This is a genomic window from Lonepinella sp. BR2271 (assembly GCF_051851515.1).
In the GTDB taxonomy this organism is placed as follows: Bacteria; Pseudomonadota; Gammaproteobacteria; order Enterobacterales; family Pasteurellaceae; genus Lonepinella.
Map to the genome: position 1 here is coordinate 63,931 of NZ_JBPDVF010000005.1, position 26,118 is coordinate 90,048.

Annotated in this window: 31 protein-coding genes and 1 tRNA gene; 13 read left to right on the forward strand and 19 right to left on the reverse strand. The window is 39.1% G+C overall.

The window, feature by feature from the left end; translation table 11 throughout:
* Positions 1 to 318: 318 nt before the first annotated feature.
* Both rpsI and rplM read right to left on the reverse strand, forming a co-directional pair.
* Complete coding sequence (rpsI, locus tag ACTG7X_RS05690) at positions 319 to 714, reverse strand: 30S ribosomal protein S9 (RefSeq protein WP_439242510.1); 396 nt, start codon at positions 712 to 714, stop codon at positions 319 to 321.
* Positions 715 to 729: 15 nt separating this feature from the next.
* Positions 730 to 1,158, reverse strand: a complete 429-nt coding sequence (rplM, locus tag ACTG7X_RS05695; RefSeq protein ID WP_439242508.1) for a 50S ribosomal protein L13 — start codon at positions 1,156 to 1,158, stop codon at positions 730 to 732.
* 325 nt (positions 1,159 to 1,483) lie between these two features.
* On the opposite strand from rplM, the gene ACTG7X_RS05700 reads away from it, so the two are divergent.
* A complete protein-coding gene (locus ACTG7X_RS05700) occupies positions 1,484 to 1,882 on the forward strand; it encodes a YhcB family protein (RefSeq protein ID WP_439257650.1) in 399 nt (132 codons plus the stop codon).
* 51 nt (positions 1,883 to 1,933) lie between these two features.
* On the opposite strand, the gene prmB is transcribed toward ACTG7X_RS05700, so the two are convergent.
* On the reverse strand, positions 1,934 to 2,851 hold the full coding sequence (gene prmB / locus ACTG7X_RS05705; RefSeq protein WP_439257579.1) for a 50S ribosomal protein L3 N(5)-glutamine methyltransferase: 918 nt from the start codon (positions 2,849 to 2,851) through the stop codon (positions 1,934 to 1,936).
* 84 nt (positions 2,852 to 2,935) lie between these two features.
* Here prmB and smrB point away from each other — a divergent pair, with 84 nt between their 5' ends.
* Positions 2,936 to 3,448 (forward strand): endonuclease SmrB, encoded by a 513-nt coding sequence (gene smrB, locus ACTG7X_RS05710; protein WP_439257580.1) that lies wholly within the window; start codon positions 2,936 to 2,938, stop codon positions 3,446 to 3,448.
* Here smrB and ACTG7X_RS05715 read toward each other — a convergent pair whose 3' ends face one another.
* From ACTG7X_RS05715 to ACTG7X_RS05725, 3 genes are all read right to left on the reverse strand, one after another.
* The gene (locus tag ACTG7X_RS05715) at positions 3,449 to 4,030 is read right to left on the reverse strand and encodes a tetratricopeptide repeat protein (protein ID WP_439257581.1); all 582 of its coding nucleotides are present in this window, start codon (positions 4,028 to 4,030) and stop codon (positions 3,449 to 3,451) included.
* A 140-nt stretch (positions 4,031 to 4,170) separates the two neighbouring features.
* Entirely contained in the window at positions 4,171 to 4,716 is a 546-nt protein-coding gene (gene fabA / locus ACTG7X_RS05720) for a 3-hydroxyacyl-[acyl-carrier-protein] dehydratase FabA (RefSeq protein ID WP_439242338.1), read from the reverse strand.
* A 124-nt stretch (positions 4,717 to 4,840) separates the two neighbouring features.
* Entirely contained in the window at positions 4,841 to 6,607 is a 1,767-nt protein-coding gene (locus tag ACTG7X_RS05725) for an AAA family ATPase (RefSeq protein ID WP_439257582.1), read from the reverse strand.
* A 134-nt stretch (positions 6,608 to 6,741) separates the two neighbouring features.
* Here ACTG7X_RS05725 and matP point away from each other — a divergent pair, with 134 nt between their 5' ends.
* Positions 6,742 to 7,188 carry a macrodomain Ter protein MatP gene (matP, locus tag ACTG7X_RS05730; RefSeq protein WP_439257583.1) on the forward strand — a complete coding sequence of 149 codons (447 nt, stop codon included), beginning with the start codon at positions 6,742 to 6,744 and terminating at the stop codon, positions 7,186 to 7,188.
* Between the two features lie 38 nt (positions 7,189 to 7,226).
* Here matP and ACTG7X_RS05735 read toward each other — a convergent pair whose 3' ends face one another.
* The 4 genes from ACTG7X_RS05735 to ACTG7X_RS05750 all read right to left on the reverse strand — a co-directional run bounded on the left by ACTG7X_RS05735 (position 7,227) and on the right by ACTG7X_RS05750 (position 9,378).
* On the reverse strand, positions 7,227 to 7,445 hold the full coding sequence (locus ACTG7X_RS05735; protein ID WP_439257584.1) for a YgjV family protein: 219 nt from the start codon (positions 7,443 to 7,445) through the stop codon (positions 7,227 to 7,229).
* A gap of 136 nt (positions 7,446 to 7,581) precedes the next feature.
* On the reverse strand, positions 7,582 to 8,856 hold the full coding sequence (locus tag ACTG7X_RS05740) for a type II toxin-antitoxin system HipA family toxin (protein ID WP_439257585.1): 1,275 nt from the start codon (positions 8,854 to 8,856) through the stop codon (positions 7,582 to 7,584).
* Positions 8,853 to 9,146: a helix-turn-helix domain-containing protein gene (locus ACTG7X_RS05745; protein WP_439257586.1), complete on the reverse strand. Its 294-nt coding sequence runs from the start codon at positions 9,144 to 9,146 to the stop codon at positions 8,853 to 8,855. The genes ACTG7X_RS05740 and ACTG7X_RS05745 overlap by 4 nt, the downstream gene beginning before the upstream one ends.
* 70 nt (positions 9,147 to 9,216) lie before the next feature.
* On the reverse strand, positions 9,217 to 9,378 hold the full coding sequence (locus ACTG7X_RS05750; protein WP_439257654.1) for a hypothetical protein: 162 nt from the start codon (positions 9,376 to 9,378) through the stop codon (positions 9,217 to 9,219).
* Between the two features lie 35 nt (positions 9,379 to 9,413).
* Here ACTG7X_RS05750 and ACTG7X_RS05755 point away from each other — a divergent pair, with 35 nt between their 5' ends.
* Complete coding sequence (locus ACTG7X_RS05755; protein WP_439257587.1) at positions 9,414 to 9,974, forward strand: hypothetical protein; 561 nt, start codon at positions 9,414 to 9,416, stop codon at positions 9,972 to 9,974.
* 109 nt (positions 9,975 to 10,083) lie between these two features.
* On the opposite strand, the gene ACTG7X_RS05760 is transcribed toward ACTG7X_RS05755, so the two are convergent.
* From ACTG7X_RS05760 to lpxL, 8 genes are all read right to left on the reverse strand, one after another.
* Positions 10,084 to 10,713: a homoserine/threonine efflux transporter gene (locus ACTG7X_RS05760; RefSeq protein ID WP_439257588.1), complete on the reverse strand. Its 630-nt coding sequence runs from the start codon at positions 10,711 to 10,713 to the stop codon at positions 10,084 to 10,086.
* Between the two features lies 1 nt (position 10,714).
* Positions 10,715 to 11,221 (reverse strand): phosphatidylglycerophosphatase A family protein, encoded by a 507-nt coding sequence (locus ACTG7X_RS05765; protein WP_439257589.1) that lies wholly within the window; start codon positions 11,219 to 11,221, stop codon positions 10,715 to 10,717.
* On the reverse strand, positions 11,218 to 12,216 hold the full coding sequence (gene thiL / locus ACTG7X_RS05770) for a thiamine-phosphate kinase (protein WP_439257590.1): 999 nt from the start codon (positions 12,214 to 12,216) through the stop codon (positions 11,218 to 11,220). The genes ACTG7X_RS05765 and thiL overlap by 4 nt, the downstream gene beginning before the upstream one ends.
* Before the next feature lie 63 nt (positions 12,217 to 12,279).
* Complete coding sequence (gene nusB / locus ACTG7X_RS05775; RefSeq protein WP_439241822.1) at positions 12,280 to 12,708, reverse strand: transcription antitermination factor NusB; 429 nt, start codon at positions 12,706 to 12,708, stop codon at positions 12,280 to 12,282.
* Positions 12,709 to 12,722: 14 nt separating this feature from the next.
* Positions 12,723 to 13,190, reverse strand: a complete 468-nt coding sequence (gene ribH / locus ACTG7X_RS05780; RefSeq protein ID WP_439241824.1) for a 6,7-dimethyl-8-ribityllumazine synthase — start codon at positions 13,188 to 13,190, stop codon at positions 12,723 to 12,725.
* Between the two features lie 107 nt (positions 13,191 to 13,297).
* Positions 13,298 to 13,828 carry a hypothetical protein gene (locus tag ACTG7X_RS05785; RefSeq protein ID WP_439257591.1) on the reverse strand — a complete coding sequence of 177 codons (531 nt, stop codon included), beginning with the start codon at positions 13,826 to 13,828 and terminating at the stop codon, positions 13,298 to 13,300.
* A 209-nt stretch (positions 13,829 to 14,037) separates the two neighbouring features.
* Entirely contained in the window at positions 14,038 to 14,865 is an 828-nt protein-coding gene (gene dapD, locus ACTG7X_RS05790; protein ID WP_439257592.1) for a 2,3,4,5-tetrahydropyridine-2,6-dicarboxylate N-succinyltransferase, read from the reverse strand.
* A 76-nt stretch (positions 14,866 to 14,941) separates the two neighbouring features.
* Positions 14,942 to 15,883 (reverse strand): LpxL/LpxP family Kdo(2)-lipid IV(A) lauroyl/palmitoleoyl acyltransferase, encoded by a 942-nt coding sequence (gene lpxL, locus ACTG7X_RS05795; protein WP_439257593.1) that lies wholly within the window; start codon positions 15,881 to 15,883, stop codon positions 14,942 to 14,944.
* Positions 15,884 to 16,009: 126 nt separating this feature from the next.
* Here lpxL and hldE point away from each other — a divergent pair, with 126 nt between their 5' ends.
* Entirely contained in the window at positions 16,010 to 17,440 is a 1,431-nt protein-coding gene (gene hldE, locus ACTG7X_RS05800; protein WP_439257594.1) for a bifunctional D-glycero-beta-D-manno-heptose-7-phosphate kinase/D-glycero-beta-D-manno-heptose 1-phosphate adenylyltransferase HldE, read from the forward strand.
* 102 nt (positions 17,441 to 17,542) lie between these two features.
* Positions 17,543 to 17,619, forward strand: a tRNA-Val gene (locus tag ACTG7X_RS05805).
* Positions 17,620 to 17,853: 234 nt separating this feature from the next.
* Here ACTG7X_RS05805 and modA read toward each other — a convergent pair.
* Positions 17,854 to 18,618, reverse strand: coding sequence for a molybdate ABC transporter substrate-binding protein (gene modA / locus ACTG7X_RS05810; protein WP_439257595.1), 765 nt, complete (start codon positions 18,616 to 18,618; stop codon positions 17,854 to 17,856).
* Between the two features lie 122 nt (positions 18,619 to 18,740).
* On the opposite strand from modA, the gene ACTG7X_RS05815 reads away from it, so the two are divergent.
* The 7 genes from ACTG7X_RS05815 (at position 18,741) to purK (ending at position 26,011) form a co-directional block, all read left to right on the forward strand.
* Positions 18,741 to 19,523, forward strand: a complete 783-nt coding sequence (locus tag ACTG7X_RS05815) for a TOBE domain-containing protein (protein WP_439257596.1) — start codon at positions 18,741 to 18,743, stop codon at positions 19,521 to 19,523.
* A gap of 12 nt (positions 19,524 to 19,535) precedes the next feature.
* Positions 19,536 to 20,084, forward strand: a complete 549-nt coding sequence (locus tag ACTG7X_RS05820; RefSeq protein WP_439257597.1) for an acyltransferase family protein — start codon at positions 19,536 to 19,538, stop codon at positions 20,082 to 20,084.
* A gap of 22 nt (positions 20,085 to 20,106) precedes the next feature.
* Entirely contained in the window at positions 20,107 to 21,381 is a 1,275-nt protein-coding gene (locus ACTG7X_RS05825) for an acyltransferase family protein (RefSeq protein WP_439257598.1), read from the forward strand.
* Between the two features lie 119 nt (positions 21,382 to 21,500).
* A complete protein-coding gene (gene trpB, locus ACTG7X_RS05830; protein WP_439257599.1) occupies positions 21,501 to 22,697 on the forward strand; it encodes a tryptophan synthase subunit beta in 1,197 nt (398 codons plus the stop codon).
* Positions 22,697 to 23,503 carry a tryptophan synthase subunit alpha gene (gene trpA / locus ACTG7X_RS05835; protein ID WP_439257600.1) on the forward strand — a complete coding sequence of 269 codons (807 nt, stop codon included), beginning with the start codon at positions 22,697 to 22,699 and terminating at the stop codon, positions 23,501 to 23,503. Before trpB ends, trpA begins: the two co-directional genes overlap by 1 nt.
* Before the next feature lie 865 nt (positions 23,504 to 24,368).
* Entirely contained in the window at positions 24,369 to 24,866 is a 498-nt protein-coding gene (purE, locus tag ACTG7X_RS05840) for a 5-(carboxyamino)imidazole ribonucleotide mutase (protein ID WP_439257601.1), read from the forward strand.
* A 59-nt stretch (positions 24,867 to 24,925) separates the two neighbouring features.
* Entirely contained in the window at positions 24,926 to 26,011 is a 1,086-nt protein-coding gene (gene purK, locus ACTG7X_RS05845) for a 5-(carboxyamino)imidazole ribonucleotide synthase (RefSeq protein WP_439257602.1), read from the forward strand.
* Positions 26,012 to 26,118: the final 107 nt, after the last annotated feature.

The following is a 26,118-nucleotide window of genomic DNA, read 5'->3' on the forward strand; positions in this document are numbered from 1 at the left end:
TTTAAAATTTAAATTTGCGCTTGGAAATGCAAGCAATAACGCTAAGAAGGGATATAGAAACTGATATTAATAAAAATCCAAGAACAAATTTAAAACTTGTGATACGGAAGAACTAATAACGCATTTTATAAACTATCGTGTAGCTGGGGCGTATTAGAACATTAATCCCCTATTAAAGCAAGTGTTATTTCCTATTATTTTAAAATAAAAATGATTATTAAAAAGATGTGAAAAAATACCGCGCTTTTCGCCAAAAATAGACAAAAAAATTGCAAGCCTTTCGACTTGCAATTTCTGTATAAAACGAAAAATAAAGAATTAACGTTTTGAGTATTGTGGACGACGACGTGCTTTGTGTAAACCCACTTTTTTACGTTCAACACGACGAGCATCACGGGTAACAAAGCCCGCAGCACGTAATGCTGGACGTAAAGATTCGTCGTATGCCATCAATGCACGAGTGATACCGTGACGGATTGCACCCGCTTGACCAGAAATACCACCACCAGTTACAGTGATGTAAAGGTCTAATTTATCAGTTAACTCAACAAGTTCTAATGGTTGACGTACGATCATACGTGATGTTTCACGACCGAAATATACGTCTAAAGAACGTTGGTTAATGGTGATGTTACCATTGCCCGGTTTGATAAATACACGAGCTGAAGAGCTTTTGCGGCGACCTGTGCCGTAGTTTTGATTTGCTGCTGTCATTTTTCTGCTCCGTGATTAAATATCTAAAACTTGTGGTTGTTGTGCAGCGTGTTCATGTTGTGAACCTGCGTACACTTTCAATTTGCGGAACATTGCACGGCCTAATGGACCTTTTGGCAACATACCTTTCACCGCAATTTCAATCACTGCTTCTGGACGGCGAGCAATCATTTCTTTAAAAGTCGCTTGTTTGATACCGCCTACATAGCCAGTGTGCCAGTAGTAAATTTTGTCGTCTGCTTTACGACCTGTTACGGCTACTTTCTCCGCATTGATTACCACGATATAATCGCCAGTATCAACGTGTGGCGTGTATTCCGCTTTATGTTTACCACGAAGGCGACGAGCTAATTCAGTGGCTAAACGACCTAACGTTTTACCTGTCGCATCTACTACATACCAGTCACGTTTTACTGTTTCTGGTTTTGCTACAAAAGTTTTCATTAATTAAATTACCAATATTAAATATTAATACCCAGTGTTTGAACCAATTCCAAACACAACCATTGATCTCAATCATCACCCCTTCGAGTGCGATCTCGACAAATAATGTGCGGTGGGAAAACCGCTACATTTACAGGGTCGTGCGATTATACAAGGTTTATCAGAGAAAAGCCAGTCATGTATGAAAAAATAAACAAAAAATAACCGCACTTTTTCGCAAAAAATCATCAATTCATACAAGACAAACGCAAAATTTAACGCTATGATAAGACAATAGTTTTATATCTTGCATTAACAATAACATTAAGGGGGCATTATGCAAAATATTCAGAACTGGTCAAATGAAATGTGGTTAGTGGCAGGCATTGGTTTCTTTGTCGGGTTTATTTTAGCTTACGTGTTAATTAGCCTAACCAAGGGTTCCGTCAAAAAACAAACAGAAACAGCCAAAGAGTTGTCACAAACCAAACAAGAATTAGACACGCAAAAACAATTATTAGAAAAACATTTTGCTGAAAGTGCCGATTTATTTAAAACCTTGGCGCAAGATTATCAGAAAATTTACCGTCATCTTGCTAAATCTTCTGAACAACTTTTGCCTGATGCAAACAACAAAAGTTTATTTTTGCAAAGTTTTATGAATTCAGAAAAATCCACGGCAGTTGAGCCTGAAGCCCCTCCAAAGGATTATAAAGAAGGTTCTTCTGGGTTGTTAAAGAATTAATCTATTAATCAATTGGGGCGAATTTAACATGAATTCGCCCTTATTTTTTAGTTAAACAAATAAATGATGATACTGTTCCAATTCCGCTTTCGTCAGAGAAAACACCCCTAATCCCCCATTTTTAAACTCAATCCAATGAAACGGCACTTCGGGGAAACGAGATTCCAAATGAATCATGGAATTGCCTACTTCACAAATTAACACGCCATTATTTTTGAGATATTTCGGCGATTCGGCAAGAATTTTAACCACCAAATCTAAACCATCTTCACCCGCTGCCAAGGCCAATTCTGGTTCGTGAGAAAATTCCTCTGGCATACAATCTAAATCTTCTTGATCCACATAAGGCGGATTGGTGACGATCAAATCATATTGATCTGGCGGTAACTGCGCAAATAAATCCGATTGAATCGGAATCACCCGTTCAGTTAAACCGTGCCGTTCAATATTATATTCCGCCACATCCAACGCATCACGGCTTAAATCCACTGCGTCCACTTCCGCCTCAGGAAAACGATCTGCGCAAGCAATCGCAATACAACCACTACCGGTACACATGTCTAAAATTCGGTTCGGTGCTTGCTCCACAAAATCCACAAAGCCATTTTGGATTAACTCACCAATCGGCGAACGAGGAATCAACACGCGTTCATCCACATAAAACGGTAAGCCACAAAACCAAGAGGTATTCACTAAATACGGTGTGGGAATACGCTGCTCTACCCGTTGCGTCACCAATTCAATAATCTGGACTTTTTCTGTCTGCGTTAAACGACTATCATACAAATCCGTCGGCACATCCAAGGGTAAATTCAGACTGCTCAACACCAATAAAGAGGCCTCGTCCCACGCATTATCCATACCTTGCCCATAAAATAAGGGTTCGCTATTAAAGGTACTGTATGCCCAACGTAAATAATCTTTTATCGTATGTAAATCTTGTGACAACGTTTGTTCAGAAAAAGCCATTTTTGTTATTCCTATTTGGTAAAATCATGATTTTCCGTTAGTATATAGAAATTCTCGAAATTTGTCGTTATTAGGATAAAAAGAATGTCGGATATTGACGAACGCTCACTTTTTTTACAAGAAATCAAAGGTATTAAACCGTTAAAGCAAGACACTTATGTACCACCACAAAAGCTGAATAAATTCAAACTTCAGCAAAAAGCAGCGATTAAAAATGATCGAGAAAAGCAAGATACCTTGTTTTATTTTTCGGATGAATACGAACCCCTATTAAATGAAGAAAGTGCGGTGAAATATTTGCGAGAAAATGAAAACAGCTATTTGTTAAAACAACTTCGCCGTGGTGATTTTGCTCCTGAAATTTTTTTGGATTTGCATGGACTAACCCGAGAACAAGCTAAATTAGAACTGGCAAGCCTAATTCAAGTCTGCGAAAACGACAATCTTTTTTGTGCCAGTATTATGACAGGCTACGGCACATTCACCCTAAAAAAACAAATCCCCCGTTGGCTGGTACAACATCCTAAAGTACGAGCATTACATCAAGCCCCAAGAGAATGGGGCGGTGATGCGGCAATTTTGGTGTTGGTGGGATGATTAATCATAAGCAAATCCACCACAAGCCCCTTTTTGAAGTTTCTCGCCTTTTTCAAACAAGGCTTTCGCTTTTTTTTCATCTATCGCAAGAAGTGGCGGGACATTCTCATCATCAGATGAAATGCCATTCTGATAATGAAAACCCATAGCACATATGGCCCGAGCATGTCTTTGGGCGGCGGCTTTTTCAAACCATACCATAGAAGCAAAGGAGTCTAACCCATCGCCCGTAAGATAATTTATCCCAACAGTATATTGTGCCTCCGCATTGCCTTGTGTCGCGGCCCTCACATACCAGTACATCCCAAGGGATTTATTAATTTCTGTGCCAAATCCATAATAATAAAGATCGCCAAGGCGAAGTTTAGCAGTGGCATTATTTCCTTCATCAATGGCTTTACTTAAGCTAGTAAAGATTTTTTGTTTTTTCTCTGCAGGAATTTCATCCGGATCAGAAGTAATATAAGCCAACCAAGTTTTGTAGTCTACTTTTTCAGGCGCAGTGGTAATATCAGCACTTTTTGCCAAAGCATTAAACGATAATCCCATTAAGGTTGAAAGGAAAAGTGCTTTAAGTTTCATAGTAAGCCCTCGCAGTTGAAATAATAAACAGAATAACATAGAGAATAGCTAGGATATTGACATATTCATCTTGCATTTTCAATGGGAAAAACAAAAAAAAGGATACTTTTTTAAAGTATCCTTTCTTTTAATTGGGTTGATTAAAAAGTTGAAGTATCCTGAAACAATCCCACTTTCAAATCCGTTGCCGTATAAATCACACGTCCATCAACCAACACTTCGCCATCTGCTACGCCCATAATTAATTTACGGTTGATCACGCGTTTGAAATGAATTTTATAGGTCACTTTTTTATTGGTCGGCAACACTTGGCCAGTAAATTTCACTTCGCCAACCCCTAACGCACGGCCTTTGCCCTCGCCACCGATCCAACCGAGATAGAAACCAACCAACTGCCACATGGCGTCTAAACCTAAACAACCTGGCATAACTGGATCGCCGATAAAATGACAATCGAAGAAGAATAAATCTGGTTTAATATCTAATTCAGCCTCGACATAGCCTTTACCGAATAAACCGCCCGTTTCGTTCATTTCCACGACTCTATCCATCATTAACATGGTAGGTGCAGGAAGTTGTGGGCCTTTTTCGCCGAATAATTCACCACGTCCAGAGGCTAATAAATCTTCATAATTGTAAGCATTTTTTCGTTCTGGCATTGCATTTGGTGTACAGGTGTTAGTCATTTTTTTCTCTTTTAAATTAAATAATATGGTGTTTTTCAGTGATTTCACTGAATTAACGCCATATTAACAGACTTTGATTTAAAAAGATATAGCTAACACGTGTTCGCTAAACAGTTCCGAGCAGTTATTTTTTACTGAACCATTTTAACCAAAATGGCGGTGCATGATGTTGTTCAGCATATTGCTCAATACGTTTTGTGATCAGTTGAGCGATAGCACTTTTTTCTTGCGCTGGTTGTTCGGCAACTAATGGGCGATCAAACAAAATTTCACAAGCCTCGAACACATCATTCACTACCCAAATAGAAAATTGATTATTTTTCACCGCAGTGACCACTTCGTCTGTCAACGAAAGCTGATACAAACAGGATTCAGGAATAATTACGCCCTGTTTTCCGTTTAATCCTCGGCCCTGACAAATAGCAAAAAAGCCTTCAATTTTATCGTTCACACCGCCCACGGAATGCACCAAACCAAATTGATCAATGGATCCAGTGACAGCAATGGATTGCGGAATGGGTAAATCCGATAACGCACTGGCTAGCACTAAAAAAGCCGCTAAAGACGCACTGTCGCCGTCAATTTCGCCATAAGATTGTTCAAACACTAGCGAGGCAGAAAAAGGCAGTTGGGACGGCATGTCTAAAATATTGGCTAGACAGTTTTCTGCGATCATCATGCCTTTGCCATGCACATTGCCGGCCAATTCGCTTTTTCTTTCGATATCAATAATTTCACCATCACCAAATTGCACAATACAACTGATTCGAGAGGGCTCGCCAAAGGACATTGGCGTGCCGCTAAATTCCACCACGGATAATCCGTTAATTTGCCCAACCGCCTCATTTTCCGTTTCAATATAAACTTGATGATAAAAAATATCCGCATAGGCTTGTTGACGCAGAAAACCTTGTTGCTGAGATTGCTGTTGAAAATATCGTTCAATATCCACCGCACTTAACGCATGGTGATTTGCGCTTAACTGACTGGCACCACTGAGAATTTGTGTGAGTTTCAAAGGAGAAGTATTGATCAACACTCGACTTTCACTTTCCCTGACGAGCCATTGATATAATTTATCCAAACCGTCAGGGGTTAAAGGCGAAAATTGTTGTTCGGCAAAAGACAACACATATTGTTGCCATGCCTGTTGCTGTGGCGCTTTTTCCACACTGACATAGCTTTCAATTTCGCTATACTCTGCAAGATGGTAAAGATCTGGCACAAGTTCATTCAAGGTCGCTAATTCTTCCCTATTGCCAAGTAAAATCACCTTTAAATTTAATGGATAACTGGGAATCTCGCATGGCAAGGCTTTAAACGGATGGGCGGAATACCAATCAAATTGCTTGGTGACCAAAATATGTTTTAAGCGTTCCCAACAATCAAAATGCGTTAACAACTGGCTCACGCTTAAAATTAACACGCCATGATTCAGTTGATGTACCAAACCTGCATTAAGCTGAATATCATGGGAAGTCGGATGAATCCGAATTGAGCCGAACAAACTTGCATGATCAAAATACAGTGCCGTGGCGACGGTTTTTTTGCTAGCAAAATTATCTTGCACGGATTGGGCCGGTTGAACGTTCACTTGGGCAAAGGAAAAACTATCTCCTTGTTCCACTTCATACTGAACCCCCGATACCTGTAACGGTGCTTGTTGTGATTTTACCCATTTTTCCACCGCACTTGCATATTCGCTTTGATCGTCCGCTTTTAACACCAACAAACTGCGGTGCGAATTTTGCAAGAATTGGGTTAAAACCGAACAGGATCGTGGTTGTAAGGCGAAAAAATCTCGCAGATGTTGTTCCCCTGCCTCTGTTGCCAATGCCGTCAAATGCGGTTGTAATGCGGTCCACGCTAATTTTTGTTCGGATAACGCCACGTTTCTTTCTCTTATCAAATCAAATAATCACGCATTATCTCACATTTCATCAAAATTCAAAAAATCTACTAGAAAAAAAAACAAAATAAAGGTATATTATTTTCAGTTACCACGTCACTAATAATGAGAAAACAATGAAATATCAAAAACTTGAAAATCAAGAAACCCAATGGAAATGGCTTTATCTCACCAAGAAACACCGAGATGGCGAAAATATTACTCGCTATCAAGAAAAAAGTTTAGCGGAAGATAAGGTAATCGCCTTGATTGCTTGCAAAAATCAGCCCGAACAAATTGAGGCTTGGATTGCCGATCATTTATCTGAACACTTAGTCATTAAATTAGATCAAGCCATTCGTGCCAGACGTAAACGCTTTTTCAATGCGGAAAAACAACATACTAAAAAGAAATCCATTGATTTAGAATATGCCGTGTGGCAACGCCTATCTAAATATTCTCGCAAAATGGGCATGACGTTGTCACAAACCATTATGTATATGATTGATGAACGAGAAAACAAAGCTCAATATGAAAAGAAAATGTCAGTAATGAAAGCCAGTTTAAAAGATTTGCTAAAATAAAGGCGAGCTTAATACTCGCCTTTCGTTGGTCTAAAAAATCACTTGGTTTTCATGCTTTGATAAATATAATAGCCATTCACACAAGCCACAAAGATATTCAACCCCGCCACTGGCCATGAACTAATCAGCAAGCCATAAATAATAAAGCAAATTGCCCCAATCAAATTGACCAAACGTAATTTCACAATATCTTTTAATAAAAACGATCCTGACACTAAAATCATGGCGACATAGCCCAATATTTCAATATAATCCATGCGTTATTTCCTTTCTGTTATGGTTATGGCACATTAGTCTAACAAGGAATGGAAAATAACACAAAACCGCAAAGGTTTGCGTGGGGAAATTTTTTAAGTGATCAGATTGTTGGATAGCAACAAGGGAATTTAATCACTAAAACGGAGAATTTTTATACGTTTGATAGATCATATTTTGCATTAATTTTTTTCTTGTTTTCCCTATTTCATAAAATGACGCATAACGATCAAATAAATGTACGCCGTATTGCACTTCGTCAATAATTTGTAATGCTTCTGTCCAATCTAAATTAGCGATATTCGCAAGCGATTGAATGGCTTTTAATGGTGGATTTTTGCCAAAACCATTAAATGACGTCATGTGTTCGCCATAAGGACTTGGGCTAAAGGTCACATCATAAAAAGGCGATAATGTCCATTTTCCCTGATCATCTTGCAAGAAAGACCAATTTTTAGAATGGTCATCCTGATTGCGCATCAATAAATTAAACATGGCTCGGCGAAATTGCATTTTCCCCGCATTAAGATCCTGACAAAGCCAGTTACTCACTTTAATTAAATCGGCATAATCTAAACTCGGTTCACGGAAATTCGCTTCAAGTAAACCGCAAGCGCTCAGTGTATGCAACCGCCCTAATTGATTGCTATCCGTTTCTATACAATCAAAGCGTTTAATCGCCAACCAATGACGTTCACCTGATTTTACCTTTAAACTCAATAAATTATGTTCAGGCACGTCAATCCCTGCTTGTTCCGCTAAATCCAAATAAAGCATTTCACACAAACCTTCTTCATGTTTTAACGCAAGATTGTTAGAGGTAAATTTCACTATCCATGCACTGTCGCCTTGTTGGTATTGACTGCGACATTGTGACATAGAATGGGCTGGGAAATAGACTTGAGCTTTTGGTCTTGCACCACCAGAACTGCCCATTTGGGTAAGTGCGGTCAACACATCTTCCGTTTGCCCATCAAAAATAGCTTGAGCCTCCGTGCCTAATTGCGTTAATTCAATTAATTTCGGATCTTGATCTGCAAAAGGCGAAATCGGTTGATAAGATAACGCCCCGATTGCCGTGTCACCAACATAGGCTAGACGATCTAAAGGTGAAAGGCTATGTGGCGAAATTTGATGTTGAATGAATACGCGATCCATTAACAACCGCCCCCAACCATCTGGCAAACTATCAGAAAAAACAGAATGTAAGCCTTCAAATAACCTTGGGGCCAGTTGTAATTCATCATTAAATTTCAATTTTAACGGTGATAAATTACCATTTGGCAACCTATCCAAATAATCTTGGTCATATTGAAAGAAAATGCCTTGAGCATTCTTGGCTAACTGCCCGACGTTGATTTTTTCAGTGCTCGATAATGTTCGCCAGACATCTAAAAGATCATTTGTTTTCATCTTTTCCCCTTATTCATGGCTAGCACTTGTTCAATGGTTTTTGGCATAGGTTCTGTTGAACGTTTAGTGAGTTCATGTAATGCGGTTAAATCATCTAAAATTTGCCAAAGTTGCAATAATTGACGAAAAGAAATTTGTCCTGTGGTTTCAAATTTCTTAATGGTTGAGGCTGGCACAAGACTGATGTTAGCCAGTTGCTCTCTTGAAAAACCTTTGCTTTTGCGTTTTTTACGCAAATAATCCGCAAAGGCTTGTTGAGTTTCGTTGGCAGAATAAAAAGGTAATAGCATAATCTTAAAATGGATACAATAATAGCTAAATTATAACATATTCTGCTATTTTAGCTACTATTATATCTATTTAAGATAGAGTTTCTTGTACTTCACTATAAACCAAATATCCCCCAAAAGCTAAAAAGATGATACCCGCCACATTATCAATATAACGACTATATTTTGCGAAAGGGCGAGAAAATAACAAAGAAATGGTGTAAAATAAGGGCTGTTTAACGATTGTATCCATTTAAAAATCATCAATTATTTACAAGGAGTTTAAATATGCTCAGTAATAAAATTAAATCAGGTTTAATTTGTGGTTCTTTATTTTTAATTTCACAAAATGTTTTTGCTTATGGTTGCCAAAATATGTTTTATGATAAAGAAATAAGATATTGCACCCCAGATGGTTCAAGATTATATTCCTATGGTGAAGTCACCAAAGAAATGAAACAAATTAAAAGCACATTTAGGGGAAAAACTTACACATATAAAGATTTAATTAAACCTTTAAATCCTGATGAATTAGTAGGGTATAAAGAGTTTTCAAAAAATCTAAATAATTTTAATCTTGAATTAGAAAGGAAATTAAATACTCTAACTGAATCTCAATTTATGCAAGTTCTACAGGTTAGGGGGGATTATCTAGAGAAAATATTAGATAATAAATATTATAATATTGGAATAGTTAATTCATTAATAGGAATTGATAAAATGATTATTTCTCTTTTTGATAAATTTAATGTCAGCAAAGAAAACCAAAATTTATTTAAAAAAGGGTCTGCTGAAAAACATAAAACTTTAAAGATTATGTCAAACTACATAAAAATGAACACATATTAAAAAATAAAAGAGCCTATAACAAAATTTGTGTAAATACCTGTTTCTGAGATAATAACCAAAAACAGGTATTTTCATTATGAATGAACAACAAATTAAATTATTGGCGAGCCTATAACAAAATCTCCCGCACACCACTATAAACCAAATACCCCCCAAACGCTAAAAAGATAACACCCGCCACATTATCAATATAACGACTATATTGACTGTAAAAACGTTTTGCGAAAGGGCGAGAAAATAACAAAGAAACGGTATAAAAATAGAAAAAGGTTTCAATCAGAATAATGATAAATGCCGTAGCCATTTGCCAGATTTCTTGCATATTGACTAACACCAAAGACATCACGCTGCTGAAATAAATCACCACTTTTGCATTGGAAAGATTAACCCATAAGCCTTTCATGATTTCGGTTTTAATGGTCGTTTTCTGGTTAAAATCCTGTTCCGTAAGTTCAGCAAACACGGTATTTTGCCGACTTTTCGCCATTTTTACGCCAAGATAAGCCAAATAACTGCCACCGAGTAACATAATAACACCATGTAAAATCGGTAAGGTTTTAAATAAAATCGCCAAGCCTAAAATCGCTGCGGCGGCCCACATGGCCACGCCAAGGGTGATACCCAAAATACCACAGATCGTATTGCGTCTTGAATTACTGGCCGCCATGCGACTCACATATAAAAAATCAGGGCCGGGGCTTAATAAACCGAAAAAATGCACAATAATTAAATTCAGCATGTTACACCACAAATGACATCAAAAAATAAACCAACACGGCATAGCCAGCGGCCAGCACATCATCAACCATAATCCCAAAACCGCTTTCTAATTTTTGATCAAAATATTTAATCGGAAAGGGTTTCCAAATATCAAATAAACGAAAGAGTACAAATGCTAATACATTGCCGATAATCCAATGTTCGGCGAACAATCCAACCATGCCGATTTGTACGATCCAAATGCCGACAAATTCATCCCAAACAATGGAACCATGATCATGGATACCCATATCATCAGCGGTTTTTTGGCATAAATAACAGCCTACAAAAAAGCAAACTGCGGTGAAAATAATGAATATTTTTAATGGCATAATTTGCATGAATAATATGCCGAGTAATAATCCAGCCAAACTGCCCCAAGTACCTGGGGCAGGATGAATTAAACCAGAACCTAAGCCCACCGCAAGCAAATGCACTGGGTTGGTTAGGCGAAGTCGTTGTAATGGGGTTTTTATGCTGTCTGTCATGATTTAAAATGTTCAAAGCTAGAGATGTGTAAATCTACCATTTTTCCCTGTCGTTGGTAAATCATATTTTGCTGTGGATTTTTTTCCACGATACGGCCTATACAGGTATAAGGCACCTTTAATGGGGCTAAATGTTGCTCCAATAAGGCTTTTTGATGATCGGGAACCGTAAAGCAAAGTTCGTAATCTTCGCCCCCTTGCAAAGCAAATTGCTCCGCTTGTTCTCGTCCATATAAATTGACCAAAGCGGAAGAACAGGGTAAATCTTCTAGATTTAACACCGCACTTACCCCACTTCGATCTAAAATATGCCCGAGATCGCCGACTAAGCCGTCAGAAAGATCTAACGCACAACAGGATAATTGATGTTGCGTTAAAGCTAATCCAAGGGAAATTCTAGGGGTCGGTCTGAGATTACGTTGAATTAAATAGCTTTCTTCTAAATTCACCTCACTTTTCTTGCCTTGATACAGATCGGAAAGCAAATAAAAACCGGCTAACCCATCTCCTAGTGTTCCAGAGACATAAATCCAATCCCCTACTTTCGCTTGATCACGCCGAAGTGCGGTGTTTTTTTCCACAAATCCTTGGGCAGTAATGGTAATAGACGGCACGCTTCCACTGGTGGTATCACCACCGATTAAAGCAACATTGTGTTCATTAAGGATGTCAAACATGCCCTGACTAAAAGCGCGTAACCAATTTTCATCTGCTTTCGGCAAGGTTAAAGCTAACGAAATCCATGCAGGTTCAGCCCCCATGGCGGCCAAATCGCTTAAATTGGTGGCCACGGCTTTATAACCTAAATCTCGGGGATCAATATTTGGATAAAAATGCGAATTTTCCACCATGGTATCGGTGGTAATGGCCAAGGATTTGCCCATTGGAATGGTGGTTAATGCACAATCGTCGCCAATATTGAGTTGTACATCCGCACGTTGTACAGTTTGCTGTGTGAAAAAGGTATCAATAAGATCAAATTCGCTTTTTGCCATACTAAATTACCACACATTGTATAATCTCCCTCTCCTTTTGGGAGAGGGCTGGGGTGAGGGGGACTATCGACGCCCTAAAGACGGTGCCACTTTATCTAATACGCCATTGACATATTTATGGCTATCGTCTGCCCCAAAGGTTTTAGCCACTTCAATAGCCTCATTGATCACCACTTTATAAGGCACATCAAGCACATATTTCAATTCATAGGTCGCTAAACGCAAAATGGCTTTTTCAATCGGAGTTAATTCTTCCGACGTGCGGTCTAAAAAAGGTGCTAATGTGCTATCTACCGCCGCTAAATTATCCACAGTTTGACGGAATAATTGACGGAAATAGGCCACATCTACGCCTTTTAAATCTTGCTCAGACACAAAAGCCAATTCCACTTCTGCGGCCTCATTTTGCGAAACAGCCCAAGAATACAAGGCTTGTACAGCACATTCTCTGGCACGACGACGTGCTGAGGGTTTCTTCACTGGTTCAGTCATAGGATTGCCCATTGTTATTTAATTTGATCAAGTAAGTTGATCATTTCTAACACGACTAATGCAGCCTCAGCCCCTTTATTGCCTGCTTTGGTGCCTGCACGCTCAATGGCTTGTTCAATATTTTCGGTGGTTAATACACCAAATGCCACGGGAATATCCGCATCAAGAGAAACATGACCAATTCCACTGCTCGCTTCGCCTGCCACATATTCAAAATGGGCGGTACCACCACGAATAACCGTACCCAAAGCAACGATACCGTCATATTTTTTGCTATCCGCTAAACGGCGAACGGCTAATGGCAATTCATAAGCCCCTGGGACTTTCACCAAGGTAATATTTTCATCTTTCACTTGACCAACACGTTTTAACGCATCAATCGCCCCATCTACTAAACTGTCATTAATAAAATGATTAAAACGAGCCACTACGACGGCAATTTTTGCATTGGGTGCGGCTAATACGCCTTCTAATACTTGCATTTTGTTTCCTTTATAAATAAACACTGATTGACCGCTGATTCTAGCACATAATTGATAATAAAAAAAGGAAACCAATTTGGTTTCCTTTCAGTGAAATTCAAAACGAATTATTTCGTTACAGCCTCTTTTACTTCTGCTGCTTTCTCTGAAACAGCGTCTGCTGCGGCAGCCGCTTTTTCTTTCACTGCATCTTTCATTTCTGTCATTTTGTCTGAGGCTGCGTCTTTCATCTCAGTCATTTTGTCTGACGCTGAATCTTTCATCTCAGTCATTTTGTCTGACGCTGAATCTTTCATCTCAGTCATTTTGTCTGACGCTGCGTCTTTCATTTCTGTCATTTTGTCTGAGGCTGAATCTTTCATCTCGGTCATTTTGTCTGACGCTGCGTCTTTCATTTCTACCATTTTATCTTTAGCTTCGCCTGCTTTTTCTACCATGGCATCTTTGGCTTCGGTTGCTTTTTCTACGGCAACATCTTTCATTTCTTTTGCTGCTTCAACCGTCGCATCTTTGGCTTCAACTACGCTTGCTTTTGCCTCTTCTACTTTAGATGACATTTGATCTTTTGATGCTTGATCACAAGCGGCTAATGCGAATACTGAACTTAATACTAATGTTGCTAATACTGATTTTTTCATTGTTTTTTTCCCTAAATAAATGTTTGTTTAATAATATCGGTCTTGCCGATGGTTGCATATTGTGAACAATTTTATTGTAAAATGCAAAAAATTTTACACTCTCTTTACAATTCAAGTCATTTGATTAAATCAAATGGTTTCACGTTCGACTAAAAAAACAGAGCAAAGTTCCCTTTGCCCTGTTAATTGCTTAATTTTTAACAATCGTCTTATTCATCAATGGTACGCAATAATTCATTGATACCGACTTTACCAAGGGTTTTGGCATCCACTTTTTTCACAATCACGGCACAATAAAGACTATATTTTCCGCATTTTGACGGCAAACTACCCGATACCACCACAGAACCGGCAGGCACTCGACCATAATGAATTTCACCGGTTTCACGATCATAAATACGTGTAGATTGACCAATAAACACGCCCATGGAAATCACGCAACCATCTTCCACAATGACACCCTCAACCACTTCAGAACGAGCACCGATAAAACAGTTATCACCAATAATAGTTGGATTGGCTTGCAACGGTTCTAATACCCCACCAATGCCTACGCCACCTGATAAATGCACGTTTTTACCAATTTGAGCACAAGATCCCACAGTTGCCCAGGTATCCACCATGGTACCCTCGCCCACATAAGCCCCGATATTCACATAAGACGGCATTAACACGCAATTTTTTGCAATATAGGCCCCTTTACGCACGGTGGCTGACGGCACAACACGAAAACCTTCTTCAGCAAAACGTTGTTCGGTGTAATCAGCAAATTTCAATGCCACTTTGTCATAATATTTGGTTTCTGCACCATCAATCACTTGGTTATCGTTGATACGAAATGAAAGTAACACAGCTTTTTTCAACCATTGATGAGTGACCCATTCGCCATTCATTTTTTCTGCCACACGATAAGTGCCTTTATCTAATCCCTCAATAACCTGTTCAATAGCTGAACGTGTTTCAGCGTCAACGGTTTTTGGAGTAATCTCTGCACGTTTTTCAAAGGCATTTTCAATGATTGCTTGTAAATTTGACATAAATTTTCTTTCCTATTTGTCGATATAAAATAATTTAACGAGTTTTACCATAACTTGCGGTAAAATTCACCTGTTCTTAACGATATTTTTTGCCGTCATCGCCGTCTTGTTCGGTTTTAAAACGGCGGTGTAACCACATATACTGATCCACCCCTTTCATAATTTCACTTTCCACCACCTGATTCATCCGAATCGCAATCTCTTTTTCTGAACTCACATCCGTGAAATCCACCGGCGGAGAAATGGTGACGGTATAACCTGAATTATCCTTATTGCGTAACGGTGCAAAAGGAATGACCTTACTGGTGGGGGAGGCTTTCAGTAAATAATAAGATCCTGTGGTTGTGGCGGCATCTTGCACCGCAAAAAACGGAATAAACACCGCACTTTTTCGCCCATAATCATGATCGGGGGCATACCAAATCGTATCCCCTTGGCGGAGTGCTTTTACCATGGCTCGCAAATTTTTCCGATCCAATAAATGCTTATTTGAACGCATTCTTCCCCACGCCTGTAACCAGTCCATAATCGGCTTATCATTAGGGCGATACACCCCAATCCCTGGGTGATACAGCCCGACAATTCTCGCCCCTAATTCTAAGGTTAAAAAATGCACGCCCACTAAAATAATCCCGTCTTTGGCATTTTCTTTTAGATACTCCACGCCCTCTACTTTAGACCATTTTTTAATCCGCCGATCCGACCAAAACCACGCCATTCCAGTTTCAATAATGGCCATGCCCACATTATTTAAATGCGCTTGTAAGACTTCTTCTCGCTGTTGTGCTGACCATTCGGGAAAGGCTAATTCAAGGTTACGCTGTGCAATTTGGGCTCGACGTTTGCCGACTTTTAACCGCTTAAATAACCCACTTAATCCACTGCCAATTTTCACCAAACAAGGATAAGGCAAACATAATAGTAACCAATATAATCCCAAGCCTAACCAAAATCCCCAGTATTTAGGATGCAGAAACGCTTTTTGAAACCTTGGATAAGGATGATGATTTTCCGACATAATGCCCCTCAATAAATAAACTCCGCATAGTTTAACCGAATTTCATCGAAATTTTAAGCCAAACTGTTTTATGCTGTGGTAAAATCAGCAAAAATATTTTTATTCTATACTATTAGGACATATTTTATGAATCAATTCTCTGCACAATTTCCCCATGCAAAAGTGTTAGTTCTTGGTGATGTGATGTTAGACCGCTACTGGTTTGGTGCCACCAATCGCATTTCGCCAGAGGCACCGGTTCCAGTGGTTCGTGTACAAGAAAATGAAGAACGCGCAGGCGGTGCCGCTAACGTTGCGATGAATATTGCCTCACTGAACGTACCAGTTGAATTGCTCGGCTTAATTGGTCATGATGAAACAGGGGTTGCCTTAACGCACTTATTAGAACAACAAAAAATTGAGTGTAATTTTGTTAAATTAGACACCCATCCGACCATTACTAAATTACGTATCCTCTCTCGTCATCAACAACTATTACGTCTTGATTTTGAAGAAGATTTTCATCAAGTCCCGACCAATGATTTATTACAAAAATTAGAAAGTGCGGTGAAAAATGTCGGTGCGTTAATTCTCTCCGACTACGGCAAAGGCACCCTAGCGGAAGTTCAAAAGATGATTCAAATCGCACGCCAAGCCAATGTGCCAGTTTTGATCGATCCAAAAGGGACTGACTTTGAACGCTACCGTGGCGCCACCTTATTAACGCCGAATATGTCCGAATTTGAGGCGGTGGTGGGAAAATGCCACAGCGAAGAAGATATTATTGAAAAAGGCTTAAAGCTGATTTCTGATATTAATTTAACCGCACTTTTAGTCACACGTTCAGAAAAAGGCATGACCTTATTACGTCCAAACCAACCGGCCTATCACTTGCCAACCGTGGCCAAAGAAGTGTTTGATGTCACCGGTGCAGGCGATACCGTCATCAGCGTGCTTGCTACCGCTCTCGCAGATGGTCGTTCTTTTGAAGAATCTTGTTATTTAGCCAATATTTCTGCCGGTATTGTGGTAGGAAAACTCGGTACCTCTACGGTATCGACGGTGGAATTAGAAAACGCCATTCATGGCAGAACCTCGACTGGCTTTGGTATTATGAATGAAAGCGAACTCAAAACGGCAGTGCAATTAGCCAAAGATCGGGGCGAAAAAATTGTAATGACCAACGGTTGTTTCGACATTTTGCACCCTGGTCATGTTTCCTACTTAGAAAACGCCCGAAAACTCGGCGATCGCTTAATCGTTGCGGTGAACACCGATCATTCCGTTAAACGCTTAAAAGGCGAAACACGCCCAATCAACGATTTAGCCAGTCGCATGGCGGTACTCGCAGGCTTATCTTCGGTGGACTGGCTGGTTGCCTTTGATGAAGACACGCCACAACGTTTAATTGCTGAAATCTTACCTGATTTATTAGTTAAAGGTGGAGATTACAATCCTGAAGATATTGCGGGCGCCAAAGAAGTCTGGGCCAATGGCGGTGATGTTCAAGTCTTGAATTTTGAAAATGGTTGCTCCACCAGCAACGTCATTCAAAAGATCCAAGCGTTGAAAGATTAAGCAATTGAAAAGTGCGGTGAAAAAAGAACTTGTTTTTCACAAAATCTTTCTATATTATTACCGCACTTTTGAGAATAATCTCATTCTTCATATTTCAAATATGCGACTATAGCTCAGTTGGTTAGAGCACCACCTTGACATGGTGGGGGTCACTGGTTCGAGTCCAGCTAGTCGCACCATTTACTAAAACGCTGTCTTTAAGGTAGCGTTTTTTTGTTTTTATCCGAAATTAAGCATAAAAAAAGTGCCTATATTTCAAGGCACTACTCGGAAAGCAAAATATGTCTGGCTATTTATCATAGCACTTGTTTTAAGTGCGGTCATAATAATGAAATATTTTTATGATTGCAAATAGCAATGTTCATTTTTGTGACGTAGGTCACACGAATTACATATAATTGCTTATTTTTTAATTATTTTCCTGTGAAACCAAAGCTAATCAACACTTTTTTCGCCTCATCAGATTTTAAATAATCCAAAAAGGCTTTGGCATCTGCACTGTCGTGATCTTTGATTAATGCCACTGGATATTCTACTGGTGGATGGCTATCTTCAGGGAAAGTGGCAACCACTTTCACTTTTTGACTTGCGGCTGCGTCGGTACCATAAACCACACCTAATGGGCTTTCCGCTTGTTCCACTAATGCTAACGCTGCACGTACGTTGTTGGCACGAGCTAATTTGCTTTCTACACTGCTCCATTGACCTAAATGGGTTAATGCGGTTTTAGCATATTTACCTGCTGGTACATGATCAGGATCGCCCACAGCTAAGAAATGACCGTCTAAGGCTTTTTGCCATTTGTCATTGCTTAAATCCACGCTGTCAATTTTGCTGTCTTTCGGTGCAATCATCACAAGGCTGTTACCCACTAAAATGGCACGGCTATCTTTGACAATGGCATCTTTCTCTGCCACATAGTCCATCCATTTTAAATCGGCTGAAACAAAAATATCCGCTGGTGCGCCTTGTTCAATTTGTTTGGCCAACACAGAAGAAGAGGCAAAAGAGAACACCACTTCTTCACTTGGTTTGACTTTTTTATAATCATCTGCCACTTGTTGTAAAGCGTTGGTCATTGACGCAGCAGCAAAAACAGTGACTTTTGCCATCGCACTTTGGCTCATGATTAAACCTACACCCACAACTAATGCGAGTTTTTTCATCGTTAATTTCATTTTTTCTCCTTGTATAATGACTAACGTTATCGCCTAAATTATATAATGAATTAGAAAAGAAAAGCTACAAGAATCAAATGATTTCCTTTAAAATAGCCAAAACCATTTAATAGGACGAAAAAATGCACACCGAAATCTTACTTACTATAAAATTACATCAAGAACTTTTTGTGGATCCCAAACGCATTCGTTTATTAAAAGAAATTCAAAAATGTGGCTCCATCAATCAAGCCGCGAAAAATGCCAAAGTGAGCTATAAAAGTGCGTGGGATCATTTAGCAGCAATGGACGAAATTAGCCCTAAACCTATCTTAGAACGTAACGTAGGGGGCAAAAATGGTGGCGGTACTGCATTAACCACTTACGCTGAACGTCTGTTACAACTCTATGATTTATTAGAACAAACCCAAGAAAAAGCGTTTAATATTCTGCAAGATGAACAGATTCCATTAAATAGTTTATTAAGTGCAACGGCTCGTTTTTCTTTGCAAAGTAGTGCTAGAAATCAGCTTTTTGGCAAAGTCAAACAATGTATCATTCATCAACTTAATGCCATGGTAGAAATTGAATTACCCTCTCTTACTCAACCTATTTACGCGTGGATTACGCAAAAAAGTGCGGTGCGTTTACAGCTAAGTTGGGGCAAGGAAGTCATGTTGATGATCAAAGCACCATGGGTAAAAATTCATACGGATATGAGCCAATATCCATCAGATGAAAAAAATCTATTCCCTGTTCAAGTTTCGTCAATTTTAGACAAAGGCGATAGCAAAGAAGTTTTACTGGCAATCAATGACCAACTCGAATTTTGTGCCACGGCACCACATCAACAAGAATTTGATGTCGGGCAACAGGTTTGGGCAAAAATCGATCCTGAACAAATTATTTTAGCCACTCTCTACTAAAGGAAATTTTTTATGAGTTTAAAATACCGCTCTGATATTGATGGACTGCGAGCCATCGCCGTGCTATCCGTGATTATTTATCACGCCAATCCCTATTTATTGCCAAGTGGCTTTTTAGGGGTGGATATTTTCTTCGTGATTTCAGGTTATTTGATTACCAAATTAATTAGCCAAGAAATGCAAGAAAACCGTTTTTCTTTTTTAACTTTCTATAAACGCCGTGCGAAGCGGATTTTGCCTGCCTTAATTACCGTGTTAGTGGTCGCATTGGCAATTGGCTCTTTTTTACTCGCCAGAGAAGATGCGATTCCATTTTTGCGTTCTTTAAGAGCTGTGCTGTCCTTTGAAGGTAATATGTATTTTGCTCGACAAAACGGTTATTTCAATGTTGAAGGTTATGAAACCCCTTTATTGCATTTTTGGTCATTAGCTACCGAAGAACAATTTTATTTTGTTTTTCCTGTATTATTGTTTGCATTATTTAAAATAACCGCTAAAATCCGCAATCCGCAATCCGCAATCCGCAATCCGCAATCCGCAATCCGCAATTATTTTAATTAGTGTTTTGATTGTTGCAAGCCTGTTGGCGAAATTTATTCCAACTCACTTACAACAATATTATCTTCCTCATTTACGAGCTTATGAACTGTTAATTGGGGCATTATTTTCTTTCTTACCCGTGAAACAAGGTAATGGAAAAACTACCTACGCTTTATTAATTGCAATGCTAGTTTGTTTGGCGATACCGAAAGATTATCTCATAGGGGACGGCTATATTGAGCAGATTGCGATTAGCCTTATTACTGCGTTATTAATTCTATTCCCCTATAACAGCACAAAAAATATTTTAGTCCACAAATGGTCGGTTAGAATTGGTTTGCTATCTTATTCGCTTTATTTGTGGCATTGGGTGATCTTGGCATTCTTTAGATATTATCAATCTCACTCTATTTTATCTTTGGAACTAACTTGCCTTGCCTTATTTATTGCAGCGGTTGGCGCAATCATTTCTTATTATGTGATTGAACAGCCTATCCGTAGAATCAAAAATCTATCCACTAAACAATTTTTAATGATACTTGGGGTTTATGTGGCGTTATTTATTCCAACTATCACCTTACTGAACCACACAAGAAATATGCCAACGAGTGTTGATTTCTCCCCTTATGTTGTGAAAAATAATCAATGTTACGGCGATAAAGCCTTTTGCCAAATTGGTGATAGCGAACAACCTATTCATATTCTCGCCATGGGAGATTCGCATATGTTGCATTATGTAGAATTTGTGGATTACGTTGGGAAAAAAGAAAAGTGGTCTGCTGATTTTTATGCCGTAGGCGGTTGCCAATTTATTTACAATGATTTTTCTCATCGTAATGAAGATTGCAATGAATTTAGACGCTACGGTTCAAAAAATCTAGATAAATATGACACAATACTTTTGGCCGGTCGTTGGGAGTCATTATTAGGAAGTGAGAATGGTGAAAAAGCGCTTAGAGACACTTTAGATTATATTTTAAGCAAAAATAAAACCTTGTATGTGTTTAGGGATAATCCCCGTTCACCTTACTCTGGTATGAAAATGCACCATTTAATCCTACGTGGTTTTTCTATTGATTTAGATGAACTTCTCCGTAGTCAAAAAGAAAGAGTGGCAGAATATGAAGCGGGCGATAAAAAATTTATGGAAATCATAAAAGATTATCCACAAATCCATTTAGTCGATTTAAATGCTTATATTCCTAAAAATTTCTTTTTTAATGGCATTCCATTATACCAAGATTTAGATCATCTCAATTCTTTCGGTTCATATCATCTTGCTGAAGAATTTGTGAAAGAGCAAAAATTAATTAAATAATGCCACCCCAAATAGCACAAGTCAGCCTTGTGCTATTTTTTTCACAAAATCCCTTTACATTTATGTACTAGTGCAATAGTATAACAGTTATTCAATAATCATTTATGTAAGGAAATATAATGACAGATACGTTACTCAATCCCTATTTTGGGGAGTTTGGCGGCATGTATGTGCCAGAAATTCTGATTCCCGTACTCAAACAGTTAGAAAAAGCCTTTGTCGATGCCAAAGAGGATCCCGAATTTCAAGCCGAATTTCAAGATTTACTCAAAAATTACGCCGGTCGTCCGACAGCATTAACCCTGTGTAAAAATATCACCAAAGGCACCAAAACCAAAATTTATCTCAAACGTGAAGACTTGTTGCACGGTGGCGCCCACAAAACCAATCAAGTGTTAGGCCAAATTTTATTGGCAAAACGCATGGGCAAAACTCGCATTATTGCCGAAACAGGGGCGGGGCAACATGGTGTCGCAACCGCTCTCGCTTGTGCGATGCTTGGCATGCCTTGTTTGGTTTATATGGGGGCAAAAGATGTAGAGCGTCAATCACCGAATGTGTTTCGTATGCGATTAATGGGAGCAGAAGTCGTTCCAGTGCAAAAAGGATCTTGTTCACTCAAAGATGCCTGCTGTGAGGCCATGCGTGACTGGGCAGCCAATTATGACACGACCCACTATTTAATCGGTACCGCAGCCGGCCCTCACCCTTTCCCGACCATTGTACGTGAATTCCAAAAAATGATCGGCGAAGAAACCAAACGCCAAATTTTAGAAAAAGAGGGACGCTTACCTGATGCCGTGATTGCAGCCGTAGGTGGTGGATCCAATGCGATTGGTATGTTTGCGGATTTTATCGAAGAAAAAAGCGTACGTTTAATCGGTATTGAACCGGCAGGAAAAGGCATTGAAACAGGTGAACATGGTGCCCCATTAGGTGAGGGAAAACCGGGTATTTATTTCGGCATGAAATCGCCGATTATGCAAACGGAAGACGGCCAAATTGAAGAATCTTACAGCATTTCCGCAGGATTAGATTTCCCATCCGTTGGCCCACAACATGCCTATTTAAACAGCATTGGACGTGCCGAGTACCCTAGCATTACCGATGATGAGGCCTTAAATGCGTTCAGAGAATTAGCTCAACACGAGGGCATTATTCCTGCTCTAGAAAGCTCCCACGCTTTAGCTCATGCGTTAAAAATGGCAAAACAAGCACCAGAAAAAGAACAATTATTGGTGGTGAATTTATCAGGTCGTGGTGATAAAGATATTTTTACCGTAGATAAAATTTTTACTGAAAGAGGGATCCTATAATGAGTCGTTTTGCTACCCTATTTGACAATTTAAAAGCAAAAAATCAAGGTGGATTTGTGCCATTTGTTACCTTAGGCGATCCTGACTTTAATCGTTCTTTTGAGATTATTTGTACGCTTGTGGATAACGGTGCAGATGCCTTAGAACTTGGTTTTCCCTTCTCGGATCCTTTGTTAGATGGCCCTGTGATTCAAGCCGCCAATAACCGTGCTTTAAAAGCAAACTGCAGTACCGAAGAAAGTTTTCAACTGATCGAAAAAGTGCGGTCAAAATATCCTGAGATTCCGATTAGCTTATTGCTTTGTGCCAATTTAATTTATGCGCAAACCCTAGACGGTTTTTATCAACGCTGTCAAGCCGTAGGCGTGGATGCGGTACTTGTGGCGGATATTCCGTTATTAGCCAGTCAAGATTATATTCAAGCCGCAGAAAAATACGGTATTCAACCTGTCTTTATTTGCCCACCGAATGCGGACGAGGCGACCATTAAAGGCGTGGCAGAAAAATCCAAAGGCTATACCTATTTGGTTTCTCGTGCCGGTGTCACCAGTGCGGAAAACCAAAGTCATGCGAAAAATTTAGATGATTTAGTCGAACGTCTAAAAGCCCATAATGCACCTCCGATTTTGCAAGGTTTCGGTATTGCTCAACCGCAACAGGTGCGTGATGCGTTAGCTATGGGCGTAGCGGGAGCAATTTCAGGCTCGGCAACGGTGAAGATTATTGAGAAAAATTTGAATAATCACGCTCAATGCTTGAAAGAGTTGGCGGAATTTGTGAAAGCAATGAAACAAGCCACGTTATAACCTGTAATTTATCTCATAAAACACTATATAAAAAAACAAATAGCCACTTTTCAAAGTGGCTATTTGTGTTATAATCGCCCGTGGTTGGTCGGGTGTGTTATCGCTTTCCCGACTGGAACTCGGGTTAGCGATATCCTCCCAAATCTTACCGATCTAAAGAAGTGATGATGTATGAAATGGTTGAAGATTTTACTCATCTTGATCATTATCTTCATGCTAACTGCTGATACCCCTATCGTCAGATAGCAACCCAACCAAGGGCGGACTTCGGTTCGCCCTTTCTTGTATTATAAATCTTTCTATAAATCTTTCAACTGTATTTTTATCATAAAATACTATACAAAAAAACAAATAGCCACTTTCAAAAGTGGCTATTTGTGTTATAATCGCCCATGGTTGGTCAGGCTCACGTAGTCTGATTGCCGTCAGACCGCTGAAAGTCTCGATCAGCTTAGCTTAAAACTAAAACTGATAAGGAGGCAAGTATGCCGACGTGGTTAAAATGGGCGCTGCTCATTACAATCATCTTGTTGCTGTCTGGCGACACACCGCAAGCGTTTAGCTAGACTGGCAACCCAACTAGGGGCGGACCTCGGTCCGCCCTTTCTTGTATTATAAGGATTTCTATTCAGATTTCAACCCCTCGCTTTTTAATTTGCCTTGTCTGTCAACACCAAATCAAATTGACCGCGCAATTTCAGTATAAAGATGATAAGACGATTCAACAACGCACTCTTTTAAAATCAAACAATGAATAATTTTTTTATTAATGTAAAGCATATAGCAATCGTTTGCCTAAAAGCCTGAATTTATGCTATTCTATGGCCTATTTTCTACAATTCATTTTTTCTAACGGAAATCCAATATGTCTAATCAACAGCCACAAATTGCTATTGTGATGGGCTCAAAAAGCGACTGGGCGACAATGCAAGAAGCCACTCAAATCTTAGATGAATTAAATGTCCCTTATCACGTGGAAGTGGTATCCGCTCACCGTACACCAGACAAATTGTTTAGCTTTGCAGAAACTGCTGAAAAAAACGGTTTCAAAGTGATTATTGCTGGTGCTGGCGGAGCCGCACATTTACCTGGCATGATCGCTGCAAAAACCTTGGTACCTGTATTAGGTGTGCCAGTAAAAAGTTCTATGTTAAGCGGAATTGATAGTCTTTATTCTATCGTGCAAATGCCAAAAGGCATTCCTGTCGGCACATTAGCTATTGGTCCTGCGGGTGCAGCTAATGCAGGATTATTAGCAGCTCAAATTTTAGCCGCTTGGGATACAGAATTATTAGTGCGTTTAAAAGTATTCCGTGAAAATCAAACCAATGTGGTGTTGGATAATCCAGATCCAAGAAGTTGATTAATTTTAACCGCACTTTGTCATAAAAAGTGCGGTGCTTTTTTTTGAGATTTTTTATTATGCAACAAAGTACTTTATATCCTACTATTTATGTTCTAGGCAATGGTCAACTTGGGCGTATGTTACGTTATGCTGGAGCCCCTTTAGATATTAATGTTGAACCATTAGACTTTAACGCTCCCCTATTTGATTTGCCAAAAGATGCCATTATTACGGCGGAAATTGAACGTTGGGAACCAACGCCTTTAACTGAAATGCTCGGCAATCATGATAAATTTGTTAATCAAAAAGTGTTTGCCACTACCGCAGATCGGTTTACCCAAAAATCTCTGTTAAATGAATTAAATCTTCCAACTTCGCCATGGGCATTAGTAAAAAGTGCGGTGGATTTTAAGCATATTTTTACCGAAATAGGTGAAAAAGTGGTAATAAAACGCCGTACTGGTGGTTATGATGGTCGAGGACAATGGATTGTTACACCAGAAAATCAAGATGTGATTACAGATGACTTATTCGGTGAAGTGATTGCGGAAAAATTTATTCCCTTTGATGGTGAAGTATCCATTGTGGGCGCTAGATTTAGAAATGGTGAAACTCGCTTTTATCCTGTAACTCATAATTTACAGCAAAACGGTATTTTACGTTATAGCGTTGCCGACAATTCAAATATTCATTTACAACCACAAGCAGAACAAATGCTTGGCAAAGTGATGTACAAACTCAACTATGTAGGTGTCATGGCAATGGAATGTTTTGTGGTTAAAAATCAGCTATTAATCAATGAATTAGCCCCTCGAGTTCACAACAGCGGACATTGGACTCAACTCGGCTGCTCAATTAGCCAATTTGAATTGCATTTGCGAGCATTATTAGATTTACCAACGCCTAAATTAGAAATCTTTGCACCAAGTGTAATGGTCAATTTAATCGGTACACAACATAACCCACAATGGCTCAATATCCCATTTAGTCAATTACATTGGTATGGAAAAGAGGTAAGAGAAGGACGAAAAGTTGGGCATATTAATTTTACCCATGTGGATAAATTACAGCTAATCACTCAATTAGAAAATTTACGCCAAGTGCTACCTGAAGATTATCAATCTGGTTTAAACTGGGCAATTAGTAAATTAAATAATTATTAGCCATAATTTTTTTGTTTTCATCAAAGAATCTAAAAATTAGCTACTTTTTATAGAATAATAACTTGCATTTTTTAACTGTTATCAGTATAAAATAAAACACTGACATA